The organism is Streptomyces zinciresistens K42, assembly GCF_000225525.1.
Lineage (GTDB): Bacteria > Actinomycetota > Actinomycetes > Streptomycetales > Streptomycetaceae > Streptomyces > Streptomyces zinciresistens.
In genome coordinates this window covers 1-15,425 of sequence record NZ_AGBF01000045.1, presented here as the reverse complement: position 1 = coordinate 15,425, position 15,425 = coordinate 1, and the positions used below count along the sequence as shown (strand labels likewise).

General features: G+C 74.1%; 17 protein-coding genes. 13 read left to right on the top strand and 4 right to left on the bottom strand.

Annotated elements, in window-relative coordinates; all coding sequences use genetic code 11:
- Positions 1-14 precede the first annotated feature (14 nt).
- From SZN_RS15845 to SZN_RS15815, 6 genes are all read left to right on the top strand, one after another.
- A complete protein-coding gene (locus tag SZN_RS15845; protein ID WP_007496113.1) occupies positions 15-1,130 on the top strand; it encodes a segregation and condensation protein A in 1,116 nt (371 codons plus the stop codon).
- A complete protein-coding gene (gene scpB, locus SZN_RS15840) occupies positions 1,127-1,810 on the top strand; it encodes an SMC-Scp complex subunit ScpB (protein ID WP_007496112.1) in 684 nt (227 codons plus the stop codon). Before SZN_RS15845 ends, scpB begins: the two co-directional genes overlap by 4 nt.
- The gene (locus SZN_RS15835) at positions 1,810-2,886 is read left to right on the top strand and encodes a pseudouridine synthase (protein WP_007496109.1); all 1,077 of its coding nucleotides are present in this window, start codon (positions 1,810-1,812) and stop codon (positions 2,884-2,886) included. Before scpB ends, SZN_RS15835 begins: the two co-directional genes overlap by 1 nt.
- A 306-nt stretch (positions 2,887-3,192) precedes the next feature.
- Positions 3,193-3,930 (top strand): NUDIX hydrolase, encoded by a 738-nt coding sequence (locus tag SZN_RS15825; protein ID WP_007496107.1) that lies wholly within the window; start codon positions 3,193-3,195, stop codon positions 3,928-3,930.
- On the top strand, positions 3,927-4,949 hold the full coding sequence (locus SZN_RS15820) for an ADP-ribosylglycohydrolase family protein (RefSeq protein ID WP_007496105.1): 1,023 nt from the start codon (positions 3,927-3,929) through the stop codon (positions 4,947-4,949). Before SZN_RS15825 ends, SZN_RS15820 begins: the two co-directional genes overlap by 4 nt.
- Before the next feature lie 3 nt (positions 4,950-4,952).
- The gene (locus SZN_RS15815; protein WP_007496103.1) at positions 4,953-5,711 is read left to right on the top strand and encodes a nucleotidyltransferase domain-containing protein; all 759 of its coding nucleotides are present in this window, start codon (positions 4,953-4,955) and stop codon (positions 5,709-5,711) included.
- On the opposite strand, the gene SZN_RS15810 is transcribed toward SZN_RS15815, so the two are convergent.
- Both SZN_RS15810 and SZN_RS15805 read right to left on the bottom strand, forming a co-directional pair.
- Complete coding sequence (locus SZN_RS15810; RefSeq protein ID WP_007496101.1) at positions 5,628-6,380, bottom strand: nucleotidyltransferase domain-containing protein; 753 nt, start codon at positions 6,378-6,380, stop codon at positions 5,628-5,630. The two genes, SZN_RS15815 and SZN_RS15810, sit on opposite strands and share 84 nt — an antisense overlap.
- Positions 6,381-6,402: 22 nt before the next feature.
- Complete coding sequence (locus SZN_RS15805; RefSeq protein ID WP_007496099.1) at positions 6,403-6,819, bottom strand: Rieske (2Fe-2S) protein; 417 nt, start codon at positions 6,817-6,819, stop codon at positions 6,403-6,405.
- 322 nt (positions 6,820-7,141) lie between these two features.
- Here SZN_RS15805 and aroH point away from each other — a divergent pair, with 322 nt between their 5' ends.
- The 5 genes from aroH (at position 7,142) to der (ending at position 11,649) form a co-directional block, all read left to right on the top strand.
- Entirely contained in the window at positions 7,142-7,501 is a 360-nt protein-coding gene (gene aroH / locus SZN_RS15800; protein ID WP_007496097.1) for a chorismate mutase, read from the top strand.
- Entirely contained in the window at positions 7,498-8,583 is a 1,086-nt protein-coding gene (locus SZN_RS15795) for a prephenate dehydrogenase (RefSeq protein WP_007496095.1), read from the top strand. Before aroH ends, SZN_RS15795 begins: the two co-directional genes overlap by 4 nt.
- Before the next feature lie 164 nt (positions 8,584-8,747).
- Positions 8,748-9,434, top strand: coding sequence for a (d)CMP kinase (cmk, locus tag SZN_RS15790; protein WP_007496093.1), 687 nt, complete (start codon positions 8,748-8,750; stop codon positions 9,432-9,434).
- 59 nt (positions 9,435-9,493) lie between these two features.
- Positions 9,494-10,081: a lysophospholipid acyltransferase family protein gene (locus tag SZN_RS15785; protein WP_050815069.1), complete on the top strand. Its 588-nt coding sequence runs from the start codon at positions 9,494-9,496 to the stop codon at positions 10,079-10,081.
- Positions 10,082-10,161: 80 nt separating this feature from the next.
- On the top strand, positions 10,162-11,649 hold the full coding sequence (der, locus tag SZN_RS15780) for a ribosome biogenesis GTPase Der (protein WP_007496089.1): 1,488 nt from the start codon (positions 10,162-10,164) through the stop codon (positions 11,647-11,649).
- 46 nt (positions 11,650-11,695) lie between these two features.
- On the opposite strand, the gene SZN_RS15775 is transcribed toward der, so the two are convergent.
- A complete protein-coding gene (locus tag SZN_RS15775) occupies positions 11,696-12,046 on the bottom strand; it encodes a hypothetical protein (protein WP_007496087.1) in 351 nt (116 codons plus the stop codon).
- Positions 12,047-12,135: 89 nt separating this feature from the next.
- Positions 12,136-12,918, bottom strand: a complete 783-nt coding sequence (locus SZN_RS15770) for a hypothetical protein (RefSeq protein WP_007496084.1) — start codon at positions 12,916-12,918, stop codon at positions 12,136-12,138.
- 550 nt (positions 12,919-13,468) lie between these two features.
- On the opposite strand from SZN_RS15770, the gene SZN_RS15765 reads away from it, so the two are divergent.
- Positions 13,469-14,191 carry a LysM peptidoglycan-binding domain-containing protein gene (locus SZN_RS15765; RefSeq protein ID WP_007496081.1) on the top strand — a complete coding sequence of 241 codons (723 nt, stop codon included), beginning with the start codon at positions 13,469-13,471 and terminating at the stop codon, positions 14,189-14,191.
- A gap of 113 nt (positions 14,192-14,304) precedes the next feature.
- Positions 14,305-14,865 (top strand): transglycosylase family protein, encoded by a 561-nt coding sequence (locus SZN_RS15760; protein WP_007496079.1) that lies wholly within the window; start codon positions 14,305-14,307, stop codon positions 14,863-14,865.
- Positions 14,866-15,425: the final 560 nt, after the last annotated feature.

The following is a 15,425-nucleotide window of genomic DNA, read 5'->3' as shown; positions in this document are numbered from 1 at the left end:
AGCCTGCGGAGGCCATGACCTCCCCCGACGTCCCCGCTGCCCGCACCGGGTCCTCCGGTGGCCGCAGGCGTGCGCTGGGACGGGGGCCGGGCACCGCGGCGCCGCGGCCCGAGGCGGATCCGCAGAGCGCGCCGGAGCAGCCGCGCAGCGCCCCGGAGCAGGACCCCGCACCCGGGCAGGGACCGCCGCCCGCCGAGGACGGGCCGGGACCGGGCGATGCCGAGGCCGCCGCTCCCGAGCAGCCGGCCACCGAACCCCCTGCCGAACCCGGCGCGCCCCCGCAGAGCGGCGAGGAGGAGGCCGACGGGGTCTTCACGGTCCGGCTGGCCAACTTCGAGGGGCCCTTCGACCTCCTCCTCCAGCTGATCTCCAAGCACAAGATGGACGTCACCGAGGTCGCCCTGTCCAAGGTGACCGACGAGTTCATGGCGCACATCCGGGGCATGGGGCCGGACTGGGACCTCGACGAGACGACCGAGTTCCTGGTGGTCGCCGCGACCCTGCTCGACCTCAAGGCGGCCCGGCTGCTGCCCTCGGCGGAGGTCGAGGACGAGGGCGACCTCGCGCTGCTGGAGGCCCGCGACCTGCTGTTCGCGCGGCTGCTGCAGTACCGCGCCTACAAGCAGATCGCCGACATCTTCAGCCGGCGCCTGGAGGACGAGGGGCGCCGCTACCCCCGTACCGTGGGACTGGAGCCGCACCACGCCGAACTGCTGCCCGAGGTCGTCATCAGCATCGGGGCGGAGGGGTTCGCCAGGCTCGCGGTCAAGGCGATGCAGCCCAGGCCCAGACCGCAGGTCTACGTCGACCACATCCACGCGCCGCTGGTCAGCGTGCAGGAGCAGGCCGCGCTCGTCGTCGCCCGGCTCAGAGTGCTCGGCGAGGCGAGCTTCCGCTCCCTGATCGAGGACACCGACGACACCCTGACCGTCGTGGCCCGCTTCCTCGCCCTGCTGGAGCTGTACCGGGAGAAGGCCGTCGCCCTGGAGCAGGAGACCGCGCTCGGCGATCTGACGGTGCGCTGGACCGCCGGGGACGGGGACGCGGCGCCGACGGTGACCGACGAGTTCGACCGGCCGCCGGAGCCGCCCGAGCCGCCGAAGCCGCCGAACGAGGAGAAGAAGGCGTGAGCGAGGAGACCACCGGCCTTCCGGCCGGCGCGCGGACCGTGGCCGGCCTCGACCTCGGGCCCGCCCTTGAGGCCATGCTGATGGTCGTCGACGAGCCGGCGAGCGAGGAGCGTCTCGCCAAGCTCCTGGAGCGGCCCCGGCGGCAGATCGCCGACGCCCTGCGGGCGCTGGCCGACGAGTACGCCGCGCAGGGCCGCGGCTTCGAGCTGCGGTTCGTCGCGGGCGGCTGGCGCTTCTACACCCGCCCCGAGTACGCGGCGGCCGTGGAGCGGCTGGTCCTGGACGGCCAGACGGCCCGGCTCACCCAGGCCGCGCTGGAGACGCTCGCGGTCGTCGCCTACCGCCGTCCGGTCAGCCGCAGCCGGGTCTCGGCCGTGCGCGGAGTGAACTGCGACGGCGTCATGCGCACCCTCCTCCAGCGCGGTCTGGTCGAGGAGGCGGGCACGGAACCCGAAACAGGTGCGATCCTGTACACGACGACGAACTACTTCCTGGAGCGGATGGGCCTGCGCGGTCTGGACGAGCTCCCGGAGCTCGCGCCCTTCCTCCCGGAGGCGGAGGCGATCGAGGCCGAGACCCAGGAGGGGGTGCCGTCGTTCGACCCGGACGCTCCCGATGACGGTCCGGGCGCCCCGCTCGGCCGGGGCACCGACGACGCAGACGACCAGACGGAACTTTGATGCGAAGCAGCGGCAGCGGCAACAGTGGCGGACGCGGCAACCACCGCGGTGCCGGCAACAACAGGGACCAGAAGCAGGGCGGCCAGGGCGGCCGTCCGCGCAAGCCCCGTCCCGAGGAGCGCCGCTACGACGTCGGTCCCGGGGCGACCAACGACGGCCCGAAGTCGGGGCGCGGAGCCTCCGCGCGCGGCGGCGCCAAGGGCGGCCCCAAGCAGGCCCGGCAGGGCGGCGGCAGCGGCCGTACGGCGCCCGCGCGCTCACGCGAGTTCGACGCGCGCGCCGAGGAGCGCAACCGCGAGCGGTACGCCGGGAAGAAGGACGTCAAGCCGCCCAGGACGTTCCCGGGCGCCGAGCAGGAGGGCGAGCGGATCCAGAAGGTGCTGGCGCGCGCGGGCTACGGCTCGCGACGGGCCTGCGAGGAGCTGGTCGACGAGGCGCGCGTGGAGGTCAACGGCGAGATCGTCACCGAGCAGGGCCTGCGCGTCGACCCGGAGAAGGACGAGATCAAGGTGGACGGCCTGACCGTCGCCACGCAGTCGTACCAGTTCTTCTCGCTGAACAAGCCCGCCGGTGTCGTCTCGACGATGGAGGACCCCGAGGGCCGGCAGTGCCTCGGCGACTACGTCACCAACCGCGAGACCCGGCTCTTCCACGTGGGGCGGCTCGACACCGAGACCGAGGGCGTCATCCTGCTCACCAACCACGGGGAGCTGGCCCACCGCCTCACCCACCCCAGGTACGGCGTCAAGAAGACCTACCTCGCGGCGATCGTCGGCCCCATCCCGCGCGACCTGGGCAAGCAGCTCAAGGACGGCATCCAGCTGGAGGACGGCTACGCGCGCGCGGACCACTTCCGCGTCGTCGAGCAGACCGGCAAGAACTACCTGGTCGAGGTGACCCTGCACGAGGGCCGCAAGCACATCGTCCGCCGCATGCTGGCGGAGGCGGGCTTCCCGGTCGAGAAGCTGGTGCGGACCTCCTTCGGGCCGATCACCCTCGGCGACCAGAAGTCGGGCTGGCTGCGGCGGCTGTCCAACACCGAGGTCGGCATGCTGATGCAGGAAGTCGACCTGTAGCCCCGCGCGCGTGCGGGTCCCACGGCCGGTTCCGGGTTTCGCCCGGGACCGGCCGTGCGTCGTCCGCGCCCGCCCGGTCCCGGTGGGCGTGGGCCGCCGGCCGCGGCGGGCCGCGTGGCGGGCGGGTGCCCCGGAGCGGCGTCGAGGGTCCGCGGACGCGTCCCGAGGGCGCCAGAGGGGCCGCTGAGGGCCTTGCCGGGGCCGTGGCGCGGGAGGGGTGGGCCCGGGGGTTGCGGAACGCCTCGCGCACTCTTTATAGTCGATGCGACTAATAGTCGTACTGACCATGAAGGGGGGTGGCCGGGCATGCCCGGACCCGCGGTGCCCGAGGGCTACGACAAGTACGCCCACGAGCCGTTCGCCGTCACCGCCGACCTCGCCGTCCTCACCGTCCGCGAGGGCGCCCTGCACGTCCTGCTCGTCGAGCGCGGCGAGGAGCCGTACCGGGGCCACTGGGCGCTGCCCGGCGGATTCGTGCAGCCCGACGAGTCGGCGGAGACGGCCGCCCGGCGGGAACTCGCCGAGGAGACCGGCCTGTCGGACGTCTCCGGACTGCATCCGGAACAGCTGCGGACCTACAGCGAACCCGGACGCGACCCCCGGATGCGGGTCGTGACCGTCGCCTTCACCGCGCTGCTCCCCGACCCGCCCGAACCGCGCGCGGGCAGCGACGCCGCACGCGCGCGCTGGGTGCCGTACGCCGAGGCCCGGCCGCTCGCCTTCGACCACGACCGGATCCTGGCCGACGCCCACGAACGCGTCGGCGCCCGGCTGGAGTACAGCAGCCTCGCGACCGCCTTCTGCCCGCCCGAGTTCACCCTCGGGGAACTCCAGCAGATCTACGAGGCCGTCTGGGGCGCCGGCCTGGACCGGCCCAACTTCCGGCGCAAGGTGCTCGCCACCCCGGGCTTCGTCGAGCCGGTGCCCGGCGCCGCGCGGCTGACCGGCGGCCGCGGCAAACCGGCCGCCCTGTACCGCGCGGGCACCGCGACCGCGCTCCATCCGCCCCTGCTGCGGCCCACCCCGGAAGGACGCCCCGCATGACCACGACCGCCGTCCGCAAGCGTGCCGCCACCGGCTGCCTGACCGGCCTCGCCCTCGGGGACGCCCTCGGCTTCCCGACCGAGTTCGACGACGTGCCCGCCATCCTCGCCGAGTGCGGCCCCTGGCGCGACATGCGGCTGCCGACGCCCGCGGTCGTCAGCGACGACACCCAGATGACGCTCGCCCTGGGCAAGGGGCTGCGGACGGCGGCCGGCCGGGGCGTGCTCGGGCCGGAGCTGCTGGAGCGGCCGGTGCGCGAGGAGTTCGTCGCGTGGTACCGCTCACCGGAGAACGACCGGGCCCCGGGGCGGACCTGCCTGGCCGCCTGCGAGCTGCTGGAGGACGGGAACCGGCGGTGGCAGGACGCCAGCCAGACCGGCTCCAAGGGCTGCGGCGCCAACATGCGCGTCGCACCGGTCGGACTCCTCCCCGGCCTCGGTGACGAACAGCGGGCGGGAGCGGCCCAGTTGCAGTCCGCCCTCACCCACGGCCATCCGACCGCGCTCGCCGCCTCCGACCTGACCGCGCACGCCGTCCACCTGCTCGCCCACGGCGCCGAACCCACCGGGCTGGTCGGCCTGCTGCGGTCCTACGCCTACGACAACCGCACCCGCTACCACGAGCGCTGGCTCGGTGACCTGTGGACGCGCGGCCACGACCCCGACCCCGAGCACTTCATCGCACGCGGCTGGGACGAGTGCCTCGGCGCCCTCGACCGGGTCCAGGAGGCCCTGCGGACCGTCTCGCCCGAGACCGACCCCTGCCTGGCCACGGGCGAGGGCTGGATCGCCGAGGAAGCCCTGGCCACCGGGCTGCTCTGCTTCCTCTGGTTCGTCGACGAGCCGCTGACCGCCCTGCGCCGCGCCGCCTGCACCGCGGGCGACTCCGACTCCATCGCCTGCCTCGCGGGCGCCTTCGCGGGTGCCCACCTCGGCTCGGACGCCTGGCCCGCCGCGTGGGCGGACCGGATCGAGTACCGGGGCGACCTGCTCGCCCTGGGCGCGCTCTGGGACGCTTGAGCGATGACCGGCGATCTCGACTTCGACCTCGCGCCCGTCGTCGCCGAACAGCCCCACCCGGTGCTCTTCGCGACCGTCTCCGGCGCGCACCTCTACGGCTTCCCATCCCGCGACTCCGACGTCGACCTGCGGGGCGTGCACCTGCTGCCGGCCGCCGACCTCGTCGGCCTGCGGGAGCCGGAGGAGACCCGCTCGCGGATGTGGACCGAGAACGGCGTCGAGATGGACCTGGTCACCCACGACCTGCGCAAGTTCGCCCGGCTGATGCTCCGCCGAAACGGCTACGTGCTGGAGCAGCTGCTGTCCCCGCTCGTCGTGCACACCACGGACGCCCACCGGGAGCTGGCCGAGCTGGCCCCCGGTGTCCTCACCTCCCACCACGCCCACCACTACCGGGGGTTCGCCGCCACCCAGTGGCGGCTGTTCGCGAAGACCGGTGAACTCAAGCCGCTGCTGTACACCTTCCGCGTGCTGCTCACCGGCATCCACCTGATGCGCAGCGGCGAGGTCCAGCCGCACCTCCCGACGCTTCTCGACGAGCCCGGCGCCCCCGGCTACCTGCCCGAGCTGATCGCCGCGAAGGCCGAACGCGAGCACGGCGGCGCCGACGTCGACCACGCGCGCGTGGCGGGCGACGTGGAGCGGCTGCACACCCTGCTGGACGAGGCGCAGGCCGCGTCAGCCCTCCCGGACGCCCCGGCCGTCCACGACGCCCTGCACGCCCTGCACGCCCTCGTCGTACGGGTCCGGCTGGCGGGCTGAGGCGCGGCGCGCCCGGATCAGGAAGTCCTCCACCCGGCGGCTGTCCGGCTCGGCCGGAAGGGGGCTGGAGCGCAGCGCCCGCTCCGCCTCGGCCGCGAGGCGGGCCATCCGCGACTCCACCTCCGCCCAGGCGATCTCACCCCGCTTCACCTGGAGCAGAGACGCACGCCGCTCGCCCACGTCGAGCGAGAGGCGCCCGGTGCGCACCAGGTCCCGGGCGCTCGCCAGCAGCCGCAGCAGGTGCATCGCGTGCTTCCAGCGCGGGGCGCCGTGGGCGCGCAGGTCGGCCTCCAGCCGCCTGCGCTGGCCGAGGGCGTAGCGCGTGAACGTCTCGTGCACCCGCCGCGACAGGAACGCCTCGCGCAGCGCCAGCAGTTCGCGGCCCGTGGCGTCGGCGTACTCGACGAGGGGCGAGTGCAGGCACTCCAGGATGTTCGGGTTGGCCCGCAGCGCCAGCTCACAGAAGCGTTCCAGCTCCCAGCTGAACTGCTCCTCCAGCGGGCCCTCGACATGTGTCGGCGGCTTCTCGAAGCGCCAGAACAGCGGCGTCGGGGCCAGGAAGACGCCCCGGCGGTCGGTGTCGCTGCCCTCCGTCGCCAGACCGAAGGCGCGCGAACCCATCACACAGGTGTAGATCGTGTGGTCGCGGACCAGGGTCTCGGGGCGCATGCCCCGGAGCGTACGGGGCCGCTCACGCCAGGCGGATGGAATTCCCCACCACGGTGATCTTCTTCGCGGGCAGGGGCCGGGTCGCCGGAGGGCTGGCCACCGCGCCGTCTGCGATGGCGAACTTGCTGCCGTGGCACGCGCAGTCGATCGTGCCGTCCGCGACGGTGGCGACCACGCACTGCTGATGCGTGCAGATGGCGGAGAACGCCTTGAACTCGCCCTCCTTCGGCTGGGTCACCACCACCTTCTGGTCGGCGAGGATCTTGCCGCCGCCCACCGGGACCTCGGCGGTGGTGGTCAGCTCGTCGCCGGGGGAGGCGCCCGACGAGGAGTCCCCGCCGCCGGAGCCGCCGGAGCCGCCGCAGCCCGCGGTGAACGCCGCGGCGCCCACCGCGCCCGTCGCGAGGAGGATCGTGCGTCGGTCCGGACGGTTGGTCATGGCGTCACTCCGAAGGTGCGGGAGAGGGGGCGGAGGCCGGTCGGCGGGCGCTCCGGGGCAGCACCGGCATCTTCGCATCACGACCGACCAGGACGAAGCACCGGGCGCCCCGACGGCCGGCGGCACCCGGTCCCGCGCGCACCGCCTTCCGCCCGCACCGGGGCGTCTCGGCGGGCGGGCGGGCTGCGCCGGACGCGCGCGGGCCCACCGGTGCCACGGCGGGCGACGTCCGCCGGGCGTCCCGGCGGGGCGGACGCCGCACGCCGCGGCACTAGGCTGGACAGCCGCAGAGCCGATCCGTACAGCAGCAAGGAGCAGCGCCGTGGCGGTACGAGCGGTCCGGGGGGCCGTCCAGCTGGAGCGGGACGAGGCCGGCCACATGGACGAGCGGGTCGGGGCCCTGCTCACCGGGATCCTGGAGCGGAACGACCTCGCCGCGGACGACCTGATCAGCATCTGGTGCACGGCGACACCCGATCCGCACAGCGACTTCCCGGCCGCCGCCCGCAAGCTCGGCATCGTCGACGTGCCGCTGATCCGCGCCCAGGAACTGGACATCGAGGGCGCCATGCCCCGGGCCGTCCGCGTCCTCGCGCACATCGAGTCCGACCGGCCCCGCGCGGACGTCGCACACGTCTGCCTCGGGGCCGCGGCCGCCCTGCGCAAGGACATCGCCCAGTGAGAACAGCGCTCGTCATCGGCACCGGCCTCATCGGCACCTCCGCCGCCCTCGCCCTGTCCCAGCGGGGCGTCGCCGTCCACCTGGCCGACCACGACCCCGAGCAGGCGCGCACCGCCGCCGCGCTAGGCGCCGGCACCGACGACGCGCCGGACGGACCCGTCGACCTCGCGATCGTCGCCGCCCCGCCCGCCCACGTGGCCGCGGTCCTCGCCGACGCCGTCCGCCGCGGCGCCGCCCGCGGCTACCTCGACGTGGCCAGCGTCAAGGGCGGCCCGCGCCGCGAACTGGAGGCGCTCGGCCTCGACCTGTCCCCGTACATCGGCACGCACCCCATGGCGGGCCGGGAGAAGTCCGGTCCGCTGGCCGCCACGGGCGACCTCTTCGAGGGCCGGCCCTGGGTGCTGACGCCGACCCGGGACACCGACACCGAGGTGCTGAACCTCGCCCTGGAACTGGTCTCGCACTGCCGTGCCGTCCCCGTGGTGATGGACGCCGACGCCCACGACCGCGCGGTCGCGCTGGTGTCCCACATGCCCCACCTGCTCTCCAGCCTGGTCGCCGCCCGGCTGGAGAACGCCGAGGAGGCCGCCGTACGCCTGTGCGGCCAGGGCATCCGCGACGTGACCCGGATCGCCGCCTCCGACCCGGGGATGTGGATCGACATCCTCTCCGCGAACCCCGGCCCGGTCGCCGACCTCCTCACGGACGTCGCCGCCGACCTGGAGGAGACGGTGCGCTCGCTGCGCTCGCTCCAGTCCCAGCACGAGGACGAGCGCCGGGAGGGCACCTCCGGGATCGAGGACGTGCTGCGGCGCGGCAACGCCGGTCAGGTGCGCGTGCCGGGCAAGCACGGCGCCGCCCCCCGCCGTTACGAGGTCGTCGCCGTGCTCATCGACGACCAGCCGGGCCAGCTGGCGCGGATCTTCGCGGACGCCGGCCGCGCCGGGGTCAACATCGAGGACGTGCGCATCGAGCACGCGACCGGTCAGCAGGCCGGCCTGGTCCAGCTCATGGTGGAGCCCAAGGCGGCGCCGGTGCTCTCGGCCTCGCTGCGGGAGCGGGGATGGGCGATCCGGCAGTAGGGCCGGCGGGGGCGGCGCGCCCCGCCCCCGGCGCGGACCGGACCGGCACCGAGCCCCGCCCGGACGGCGCGCGGCCGGACGAGTGACGCGAACCCAGTAACCTTGTGCGGGGCGCCCTCGCGTCCCCACACTCCCGCCACACCGCACCAGGAAGGTGTCCTCCCGTGGAAAACGGTGCCGCCAAGCCCGTGATTGTCGCCATCGACGGCCCCTCCGGCACGGGCAAGTCGAGCACGTCGAAGGCCGTCGCCGCGCGGCTGGGCCTGAGCTACCTCGACACCGGCGCCCAGTACCGGGCCATCACCTGGTGGATGGTGACCAACGGGATCGACATCGAGGACCCGACCGCGATCGCCGCCGTCGCCGGCAAGCCCGAGATCGTCTCCGGTACCGACCCGGAGGGCCCGACGATCACCGTCGACGGCACCGACGTGGCCGGCCCGATCCGTACCCAGGAGGTCACCTCCCAGGTCAGCGCGGTCAGCGCGGTGCCCGAGGTCCGGGCGCGCATCACCGAGCTCCAGCGCGCCCTCGCCACCACGGCCGAGCGCGGCATCGTCGTCGAGGGCCGGGACATCGGCACCACCGTCCTGCCCGGCGCCGACCTGAAGGTCTTCCTCACCGCCTCCCCGGAGGCCCGCGCCGCCCGCCGCAGCGGCGAGCTGAACGGCGCCGACGTCAACGCCACCCGCGAGGCCCTGGTCAAGCGCGACGCGGCCGACTCCAGCCGCAAGACGTCGCCGCTCGCCAAGGCCGCCGACGCGGTGGAGGTCGACACCACCGAACTCACCCTCCAGCAGGTCATCGAGTGCGTCGTCACGCTCGTCGAGGAGAAGCGGGACGCGAAGTGACAGCTGCTTCTGCTTCCGAGCGGGGCGCCGACGTCGGGCGGCGCATCGGCGTCGGCCTGATGTACGGGCTGTGGCGGCCGCGGGTCCTGGGCGCCTGGAAGGTCCCCGCGACCGGGCCGCTGATCTTCGCGGTCAACCACAGCCACAACATCGACGGGCCCATGGTGATGGGCGTGGCACCCCGGCCCGTGCACTTCCTGATCAAGAAGGAGGCGTTCGTCGGCCCGCTGAACCCCTTCCTGACCGGTATCGGCCAGCTGAAGGTGGACCGGCACGCCGCCGACCGCACCGCCATCTCCCAGGCCCTCGGCGTCCTGTCGGACGGCGGGGTGCTCGGCATATTTCCCGAGGGCACCCGCGGTGAGGGCGACTTCGCCGCGCTGCGCGCCGGACTCGCCTACTTCGCGGTGCGCGGCGGGGCCCCGATCGTCCCGGTCGCGGTCCTCGGCAGCACCGACAGGCGGGGCCGGCTGGTCAAGGCGCTGCCGCCGCTGCGGCACCGGGTCGACGTCGTCTTCGGCGAGGCGTTCGACGCCGGGGACGGCAGCGGACGGCGTACGCGCAAGGCGCTCGACGAGGCCACCGAGCGCATCCAGAAGCAGCTCACCGCGCACCTGGAAAACGCGAGGCGACTGACCGGTCGCTGAGCGAGACTGAGGAGTGGATCGGCCCCGGAGCACCCGGGAGGTCCACCGATCACCACGATGAACGACGAGGTACGGACTTCATGAACGACCACATCCACTCCGAGGACTCGGGCGAGGAGCACGAGTACGACCACGGAGCGCTTGGCGACGCCGAGTACGCGGAGTTCATGGAGCTCGCCGCGGTGGAGGGCTTCGACCCCGAGGACGTCGAGGGGGCCATCGAGGCCGCCGGCCACGGCCCGCTGCCCGTGCTGGCCGTCGTCGGCCGGCCCAACGTCGGCAAGTCGACCCTGGTGAACCGCATGATCGGGCGCCGCGAGGCCGTCGTCGAGGACAAGCCCGGCGTCACCCGCGACCGTGTCACCTACGAGGCCGAGTGGGCCGGGCGCCGCTTCAAGGTCGTCGACACCGGCGGCTGGGAGCAGGACGTCCTCGGCATCGACGCCTCCGTGGCCGCCCAGGCCGAGTACGCGATCGAGGCCGCCGACGCCGTCGTGTTCGTCGTGGACGCCAAGGTCGGCGCCACCGACACCGACGAGGCCGTCGTACGGCTGCTGCGCAAGGCCGGCAAGCCCGTGGTGCTGTGCGCCAACAAGGTCGACGGCCCCAGCGGCGAGGCCGACGCCACCTACCTGTGGTCGCTCGGGCTCGGCGAGCCGCACCCCGTCTCGGCCCTGCACGGCCGCGGCACCGGAGACATGCTGGACGCCGTCCTGGAGGTGCTGCCGGACGCGCCGCGCCAGACGTTCGGCGCGGGCGGTGTCGGCGGCCCGCGCCGCATCGCCCTGATCGGCCGCCCGAACGTCGGCAAGTCCTCGCTGCTGAACAAGGTGGCGGGCGAGGAGCGCGTCGTCGTCAACGAGATGGCGGGCACCACCCGCGACCCGGTCGACGAGCTCATCGAACTGGGCGGCGTCATCTGGAAGTTCGTGGACACGGCGGGCATCCGCAAGCGCGTCCACCTCCAGCAGGGCGCCGACTACTACGCCTCGCTGCGCACCGCGGCCGCCCTCGAGAAGGCCGAGGTCGCCGTCGTCCTCATCGACGCCGCCGACTCCATCTCGGTGCAGGACCAGCGCATCGTGACCATGGCCGTGGAGGCGGGCCGCGCGATGGTCATCGCCTACAACAAGTGGGACACCCTCGACGAGGAGCGCCGCTACTACCTGGAGCGGGAGATCGAGACCGAGTTCGGCCAGGTGGCGTGGGCGCCCCGGGTGAACGTCTCGGCGGCCACCGGACGGCACATGGAGAAGCTGGTCCCGGCGATCGAGACGGCCCTCGCGGGCTGGGAGACGCGGGTTCCCACCGGCCGGCTGAACGCCTTCCTCGGCGAGCTGGTGGCCTCCCACCCGCACCCGGTCCGCGGCGGCAAGCAGCCCCGCATCCTGTTCGGCACCCAGGCCGGCACCAAGCCCCCGCGGTTCGTGCTGTTCGCCTCCGGCTTCATCGAGGCGGGCTACCGCCGCTTCATCGAGCGCCGGCTGCGCGAGGAGTTCGGCTTCGACGGGACGCCGATCCACATCTCGGTGCGGGTGCGCGAGAAGCGCGGCGGCAAGAAGAAGTGAGACATGCGGGAGGGGCGGCCCGGACCGGGCCGCCCCTCCCGCATGCTCAGCCCCTGCGCGCGGGCGGCAGCGCGGCCGGGACGTGCTGCATCCCGGCGCCCTGCGGACCGAGGTTCGCCACGCGCTGCCACTGCGGCTGCGGGGCGCCGTTGTGCCGGGCGCTGTGCGCGCCCGCGCTGTAGGCGCTGTAGGAACTGCTGAACGAGCCCTGGCGGTGGCCGCCGTACGAGCCCGTGACGCGCTGGAGGCTCCCGAACGCGACGAACCCCATGTCCTCCTCGCCGCTGCGATCTCCCGGCAGTGTGCGGAAGGACTTCACGTACTCGGCGTAGAGCGCGTCGTAGATGGGCGTGGGCGAGGAGCCGCCCTGAAGGCGAGGAACGTCGTATGCATGCACGTATGTCCAAACGACGTCACGCCTCGGGGGATGCGGCCGGCGGGCGCACCTTTGGGGGCGGGGACCCGCACTGACATGCGGGTCCGCCGTCAGATCCCGGCCAGCGGCAGTGCCGCGGCGACCAGCTTGCCGTTGGCCGCGGCCTTGTCCAGGGCGTCGCGCAGCAGGTCCTCGCGGGGCTGGCGGCCGATCGACCCCACGGGCGCGGCGAACATCAGCACCTGCTGGTGCTTGTTCGCGGCGGCCCGCCAGCCGTCGGTCACCTGGAGCGGCTGGTGCGCCTGCCACCACGCCACCGGCTGGCCCCCGGCCGGACCCGGCTGGAGCACCGCGTGCAGCTGCCCCATGGCCAGCAGCACGGACCAGCCGTGCAGGACCGGCGGCACGTCCGCCAGTTCGGTCACCGGCATGAAGCCCTGCTCGATGAGCAGCGGCAGGAAGTCGTCACCGGCGCCGACCGCGCCGGGGCGCACGATGGGGCCGGTCGGCTCGACGACCAGCGCCGGGTGCAGTTCGCCGGCGATCAGCACCAGTCCGCTGGTCACGCCGAGCACGGCCTGCTCCGGTACGTTCGCCTCGGGCCGGCCGGAGACCCGGTCGCCGGTGATGGACTTCACCGCGCCCTGCAACTGCTCCTCGGTGACCTGCACGATCTGCGAGGGCAGGCAGGTGGCGTGGGCGAAGGCGAGGACGGCGGTCTCGTCCCCGATGAACAGGACGGTGCTGGTGCGCTCCTGTTCGGAGTCGCCCGGGGTGCGGCAGGACGTGCAGTCGTAACTGCCCGGGGCGTTCTCTCCGGCGAGCAGCCGGTCGGCTTCGTCGTCGCCGATCTCGGCGCGTACCTCGTCGCTGACGTCGAGCATGCGCGGCACGGGTGGCTCCCTCGGGGATGTGATGCGTGGCGGGGCCGGGGGGCTCCCGGTCCGTGAACCGGGCGGTCCCGGGCTCATGAAGATGACAACGGACGATCTGTGGCGGGAGTCACGCACCAGGGCGAACGGAATCGAACCATCCGACGCGCACCGTCACCTCGGGTGCGGAATCGCCTACTCATCGTCAAGTCCGGTGATGTGCAAGGAAGTTGGTCGCGTGCGGTACATCACAGATCGTCGGGGCGACTGGTCGACAAATCCGGAAATCAGGGAATGAAGTGGGTGGCCGAAAATCACTGGTACCGGTGGTAACGGTGAACTGGCCTCGCACGATCGGGACTTGCTTGATGACGGCGGCCCGGCCTCCTTAGATTCCTCGGCCGTGTGCATCGAGCACCGCTCGGGCAGTCCGCCGCACCACCCGCCGACCGGCAGCGCCGGCCGGCACAGCACGGCCCAGGGCGGACGGGCGAGCGCCGAACTCCCGTGCCCCACGGCCCGGGACGCGGCACTCCGCCAGGGGGACCCGGGTCTGTGGAGAGGGAACTACATGTCCGAATGTGCCGATACCACTCACGCCGGCGTCCGCAAGGCGCCGAAGGCCCCGCACGCGGGCCGGGCCCGCACGACGGCGGTCCTCGCCGGGGCGGCCCTGCTCGCCCCGCTCGGACTGCTGGCCGCAACCGGCAACGCGGCAGCGGCGGACAGCGGCGTGTGGGACCGCATCGCACGGTGCGAGAGCGGCGGCAACTGGCACATCAACACCGGCAACGGCTACTACGGCGGACTCCAGTTCGCCCCGTCCACCTGGCGCGCGTACGGCGGTACGGCGTACGCGCCCACGGCGGACCGGGCCAGCAGGGCCCAGCAGATCGCCGTCGCCATCAAGGTCCAGCGCGCCCAGGGTTGGGGCGCCTGGCCGACCTGTTCCGCGCGCGCCGGAGCGTCCGGCGGCGCACCCGCGGGCCCGGCCACGGCGGAGTCCCCGCCGTCCTCGCATTCCTCGTCGTCCTCGTCGTCCTCGGCAACGCCCTCGCGGTCCTCCTCGTCCGCCGAGACGGCCCGTTCGGCTCCGGCGAGCAAGCCGCAGCGCACCCCGGCCGCCACCTCGCGCGCCTCGTCACGCGGCGAGTACACGGTGCGCCGGGGGGACACGCTCAGCCTGATCGCGGCCCGCCACGGGACCACCTGGCGCCCGTTGTACGCCGCCAACAGGTCCGTCGTCGGAGGGGACCCGGATCTGATCGTGCCGGGGCAGCGCCTCGAACTCTGAGCGCCGCCGCCCGTCCTGGGCGGGGGCCCACCCGGTCCGCCGACCGGGTGGGCCCCCGCGGCCGTCCGACGTGCCGCGCGGGCCACCGGCAATCAGCTGCCTAGCGTGCTCATATGAAATACGCACCGCTTACGATCGCCCTCGCCACCGCGCTGTTGACCGCCGCGACCCCCGGGGCCTCGCACGCCGTGTCCGCACCCGCCACGGCGCCCGCCACGCAGGCGTCCGGAACACATACGTCCGGACCGCCTCCCAAACCCGCCTCGCTCACCTGCGCCAAGGACTCCTGGCCCTGGAGCTGTGTCGCCAAGTGCGAGAGCGGCGGCGATTGGCACATCAACACCGGCAACGGCCACTACGGCGGGCTCCAGTTCTCACAGTCCACCTGGGAGGGCTTCGGCGGACTGAAGTACGCCCCGCGCGCGGACCTCGCCAGCCGCAAGGAACAGATCACCGTCGCCCGCAAGGTGGTGGCCGTCCAGGGCTGGGGCGCCTGGCCGCACTGCTCCCGCCGGTACGGTCTGACGGGCCGGATGACCTGGGAGAAGCCGAAGTCCGAGGCGAGCCGCAAGACCAAGCGGCGACTGACGCCCGGCGCGCTGCTCCTCATGCCCAGGGGAACCCGCCTGGGCGTGCCGCCGTCCGAGACGCGCACGCGCCCGCCGCGCCCCTGAACACGGCCGCGCCGCACCGCGGTTCGTGAACGGCCGCCGCCCGCCCCCGCCACACGGCGAGCGCGGGCGGCGAGTTCCGGGTTCACACGCACCGTCGGGGAGCCGGGCACCGCCCCGGCGGGCGGACACCGGGCGCGGTCCGAACGAGGGCCCGCTCGCGCGCGGGGACGCGCGAACAGGGCCGACTCGGTGGGCAGGCGTGGCCGCGCGGGCCCGCTCACGCAGCGACGCGCAAGGACGCGCAGGGCCTCGTACGGCCCCGTCGCGGCCCTGACCGGCGGCCGTGGGCGTGACCCCGGTCACCCCGCGCGGGGCCTTGGGCGGGGCCGTGGCCCACGCGCGCGTGCCGCGGCGGCTGACGGCGATCCTTGCGCGCAACCCGCGGTGCAGTGGCACACGCGCGTGCCGCGCCAGAACGCCTGCACGGGCCGTACCTTCGTCCAGCCCCGTGGCCCACGCGCGCGTGCCGCGGCGAGGCGGTCGTCAGGCCCGCGCCTCCCCGCCGGCCGCCGCGTCGGGCACCGGGCCGGGCGGCCCCGAGGCAACGGTCCGGCCCGCGG

What these genes read in the sequence shown, in the direction of transcription:
- SZN_RS15845 (WP_007496113.1), top strand. Translation starts at nt 15, where the DNA reads ATGACCTCCCCCGACGTCCCCGCTGCCCGCACCGGGTCCTCCGGTGGC.
- SZN_RS15835 (WP_007496109.1), top strand. Translation starts at nt 1,810, where the DNA reads ATGCGAAGCAGCGGCAGCGGCAACAGTGGCGGACGCGGCAACCACCGC.
- SZN_RS15825 (WP_007496107.1), top strand. Translation starts at nt 3,193, where the DNA reads ATGCCCGGACCCGCGGTGCCCGAGGGCTACGACAAGTACGCCCACGAG.
- SZN_RS15820 (WP_007496105.1), top strand. Translation starts at nt 3,927, where the DNA reads ATGACCACGACCGCCGTCCGCAAGCGTGCCGCCACCGGCTGCCTGACC.
- SZN_RS15815 (WP_007496103.1), top strand. Translation starts at nt 4,953, where the DNA reads ATGACCGGCGATCTCGACTTCGACCTCGCGCCCGTCGTCGCCGAACAG.
- SZN_RS15810 (WP_007496101.1), bottom strand. Translation starts at nt 6,380, where the DNA reads ATGCGCCCCGAGACCCTGGTCCGCGACCACACGATCTACACCTGTGTG.
- SZN_RS15805 (WP_007496099.1), bottom strand. Translation starts at nt 6,819, where the DNA reads ATGACCAACCGTCCGGACCGACGCACGATCCTCCTCGCGACGGGCGCG.
- SZN_RS15785 (WP_050815069.1), top strand. Translation starts at nt 9,494, where the DNA reads ATGTACGGGCTGTGGCGGCCGCGGGTCCTGGGCGCCTGGAAGGTCCCC.
- der (WP_007496089.1), top strand. Translation starts at nt 10,162, where the DNA reads ATGAACGACCACATCCACTCCGAGGACTCGGGCGAGGAGCACGAGTAC.
- SZN_RS15765 (WP_007496081.1), top strand. Translation starts at nt 13,469, where the DNA reads ATGTCCGAATGTGCCGATACCACTCACGCCGGCGTCCGCAAGGCGCCG.
- SZN_RS15760 (WP_007496079.1), top strand. Translation starts at nt 14,305, where the DNA reads ATGAAATACGCACCGCTTACGATCGCCCTCGCCACCGCGCTGTTGACC.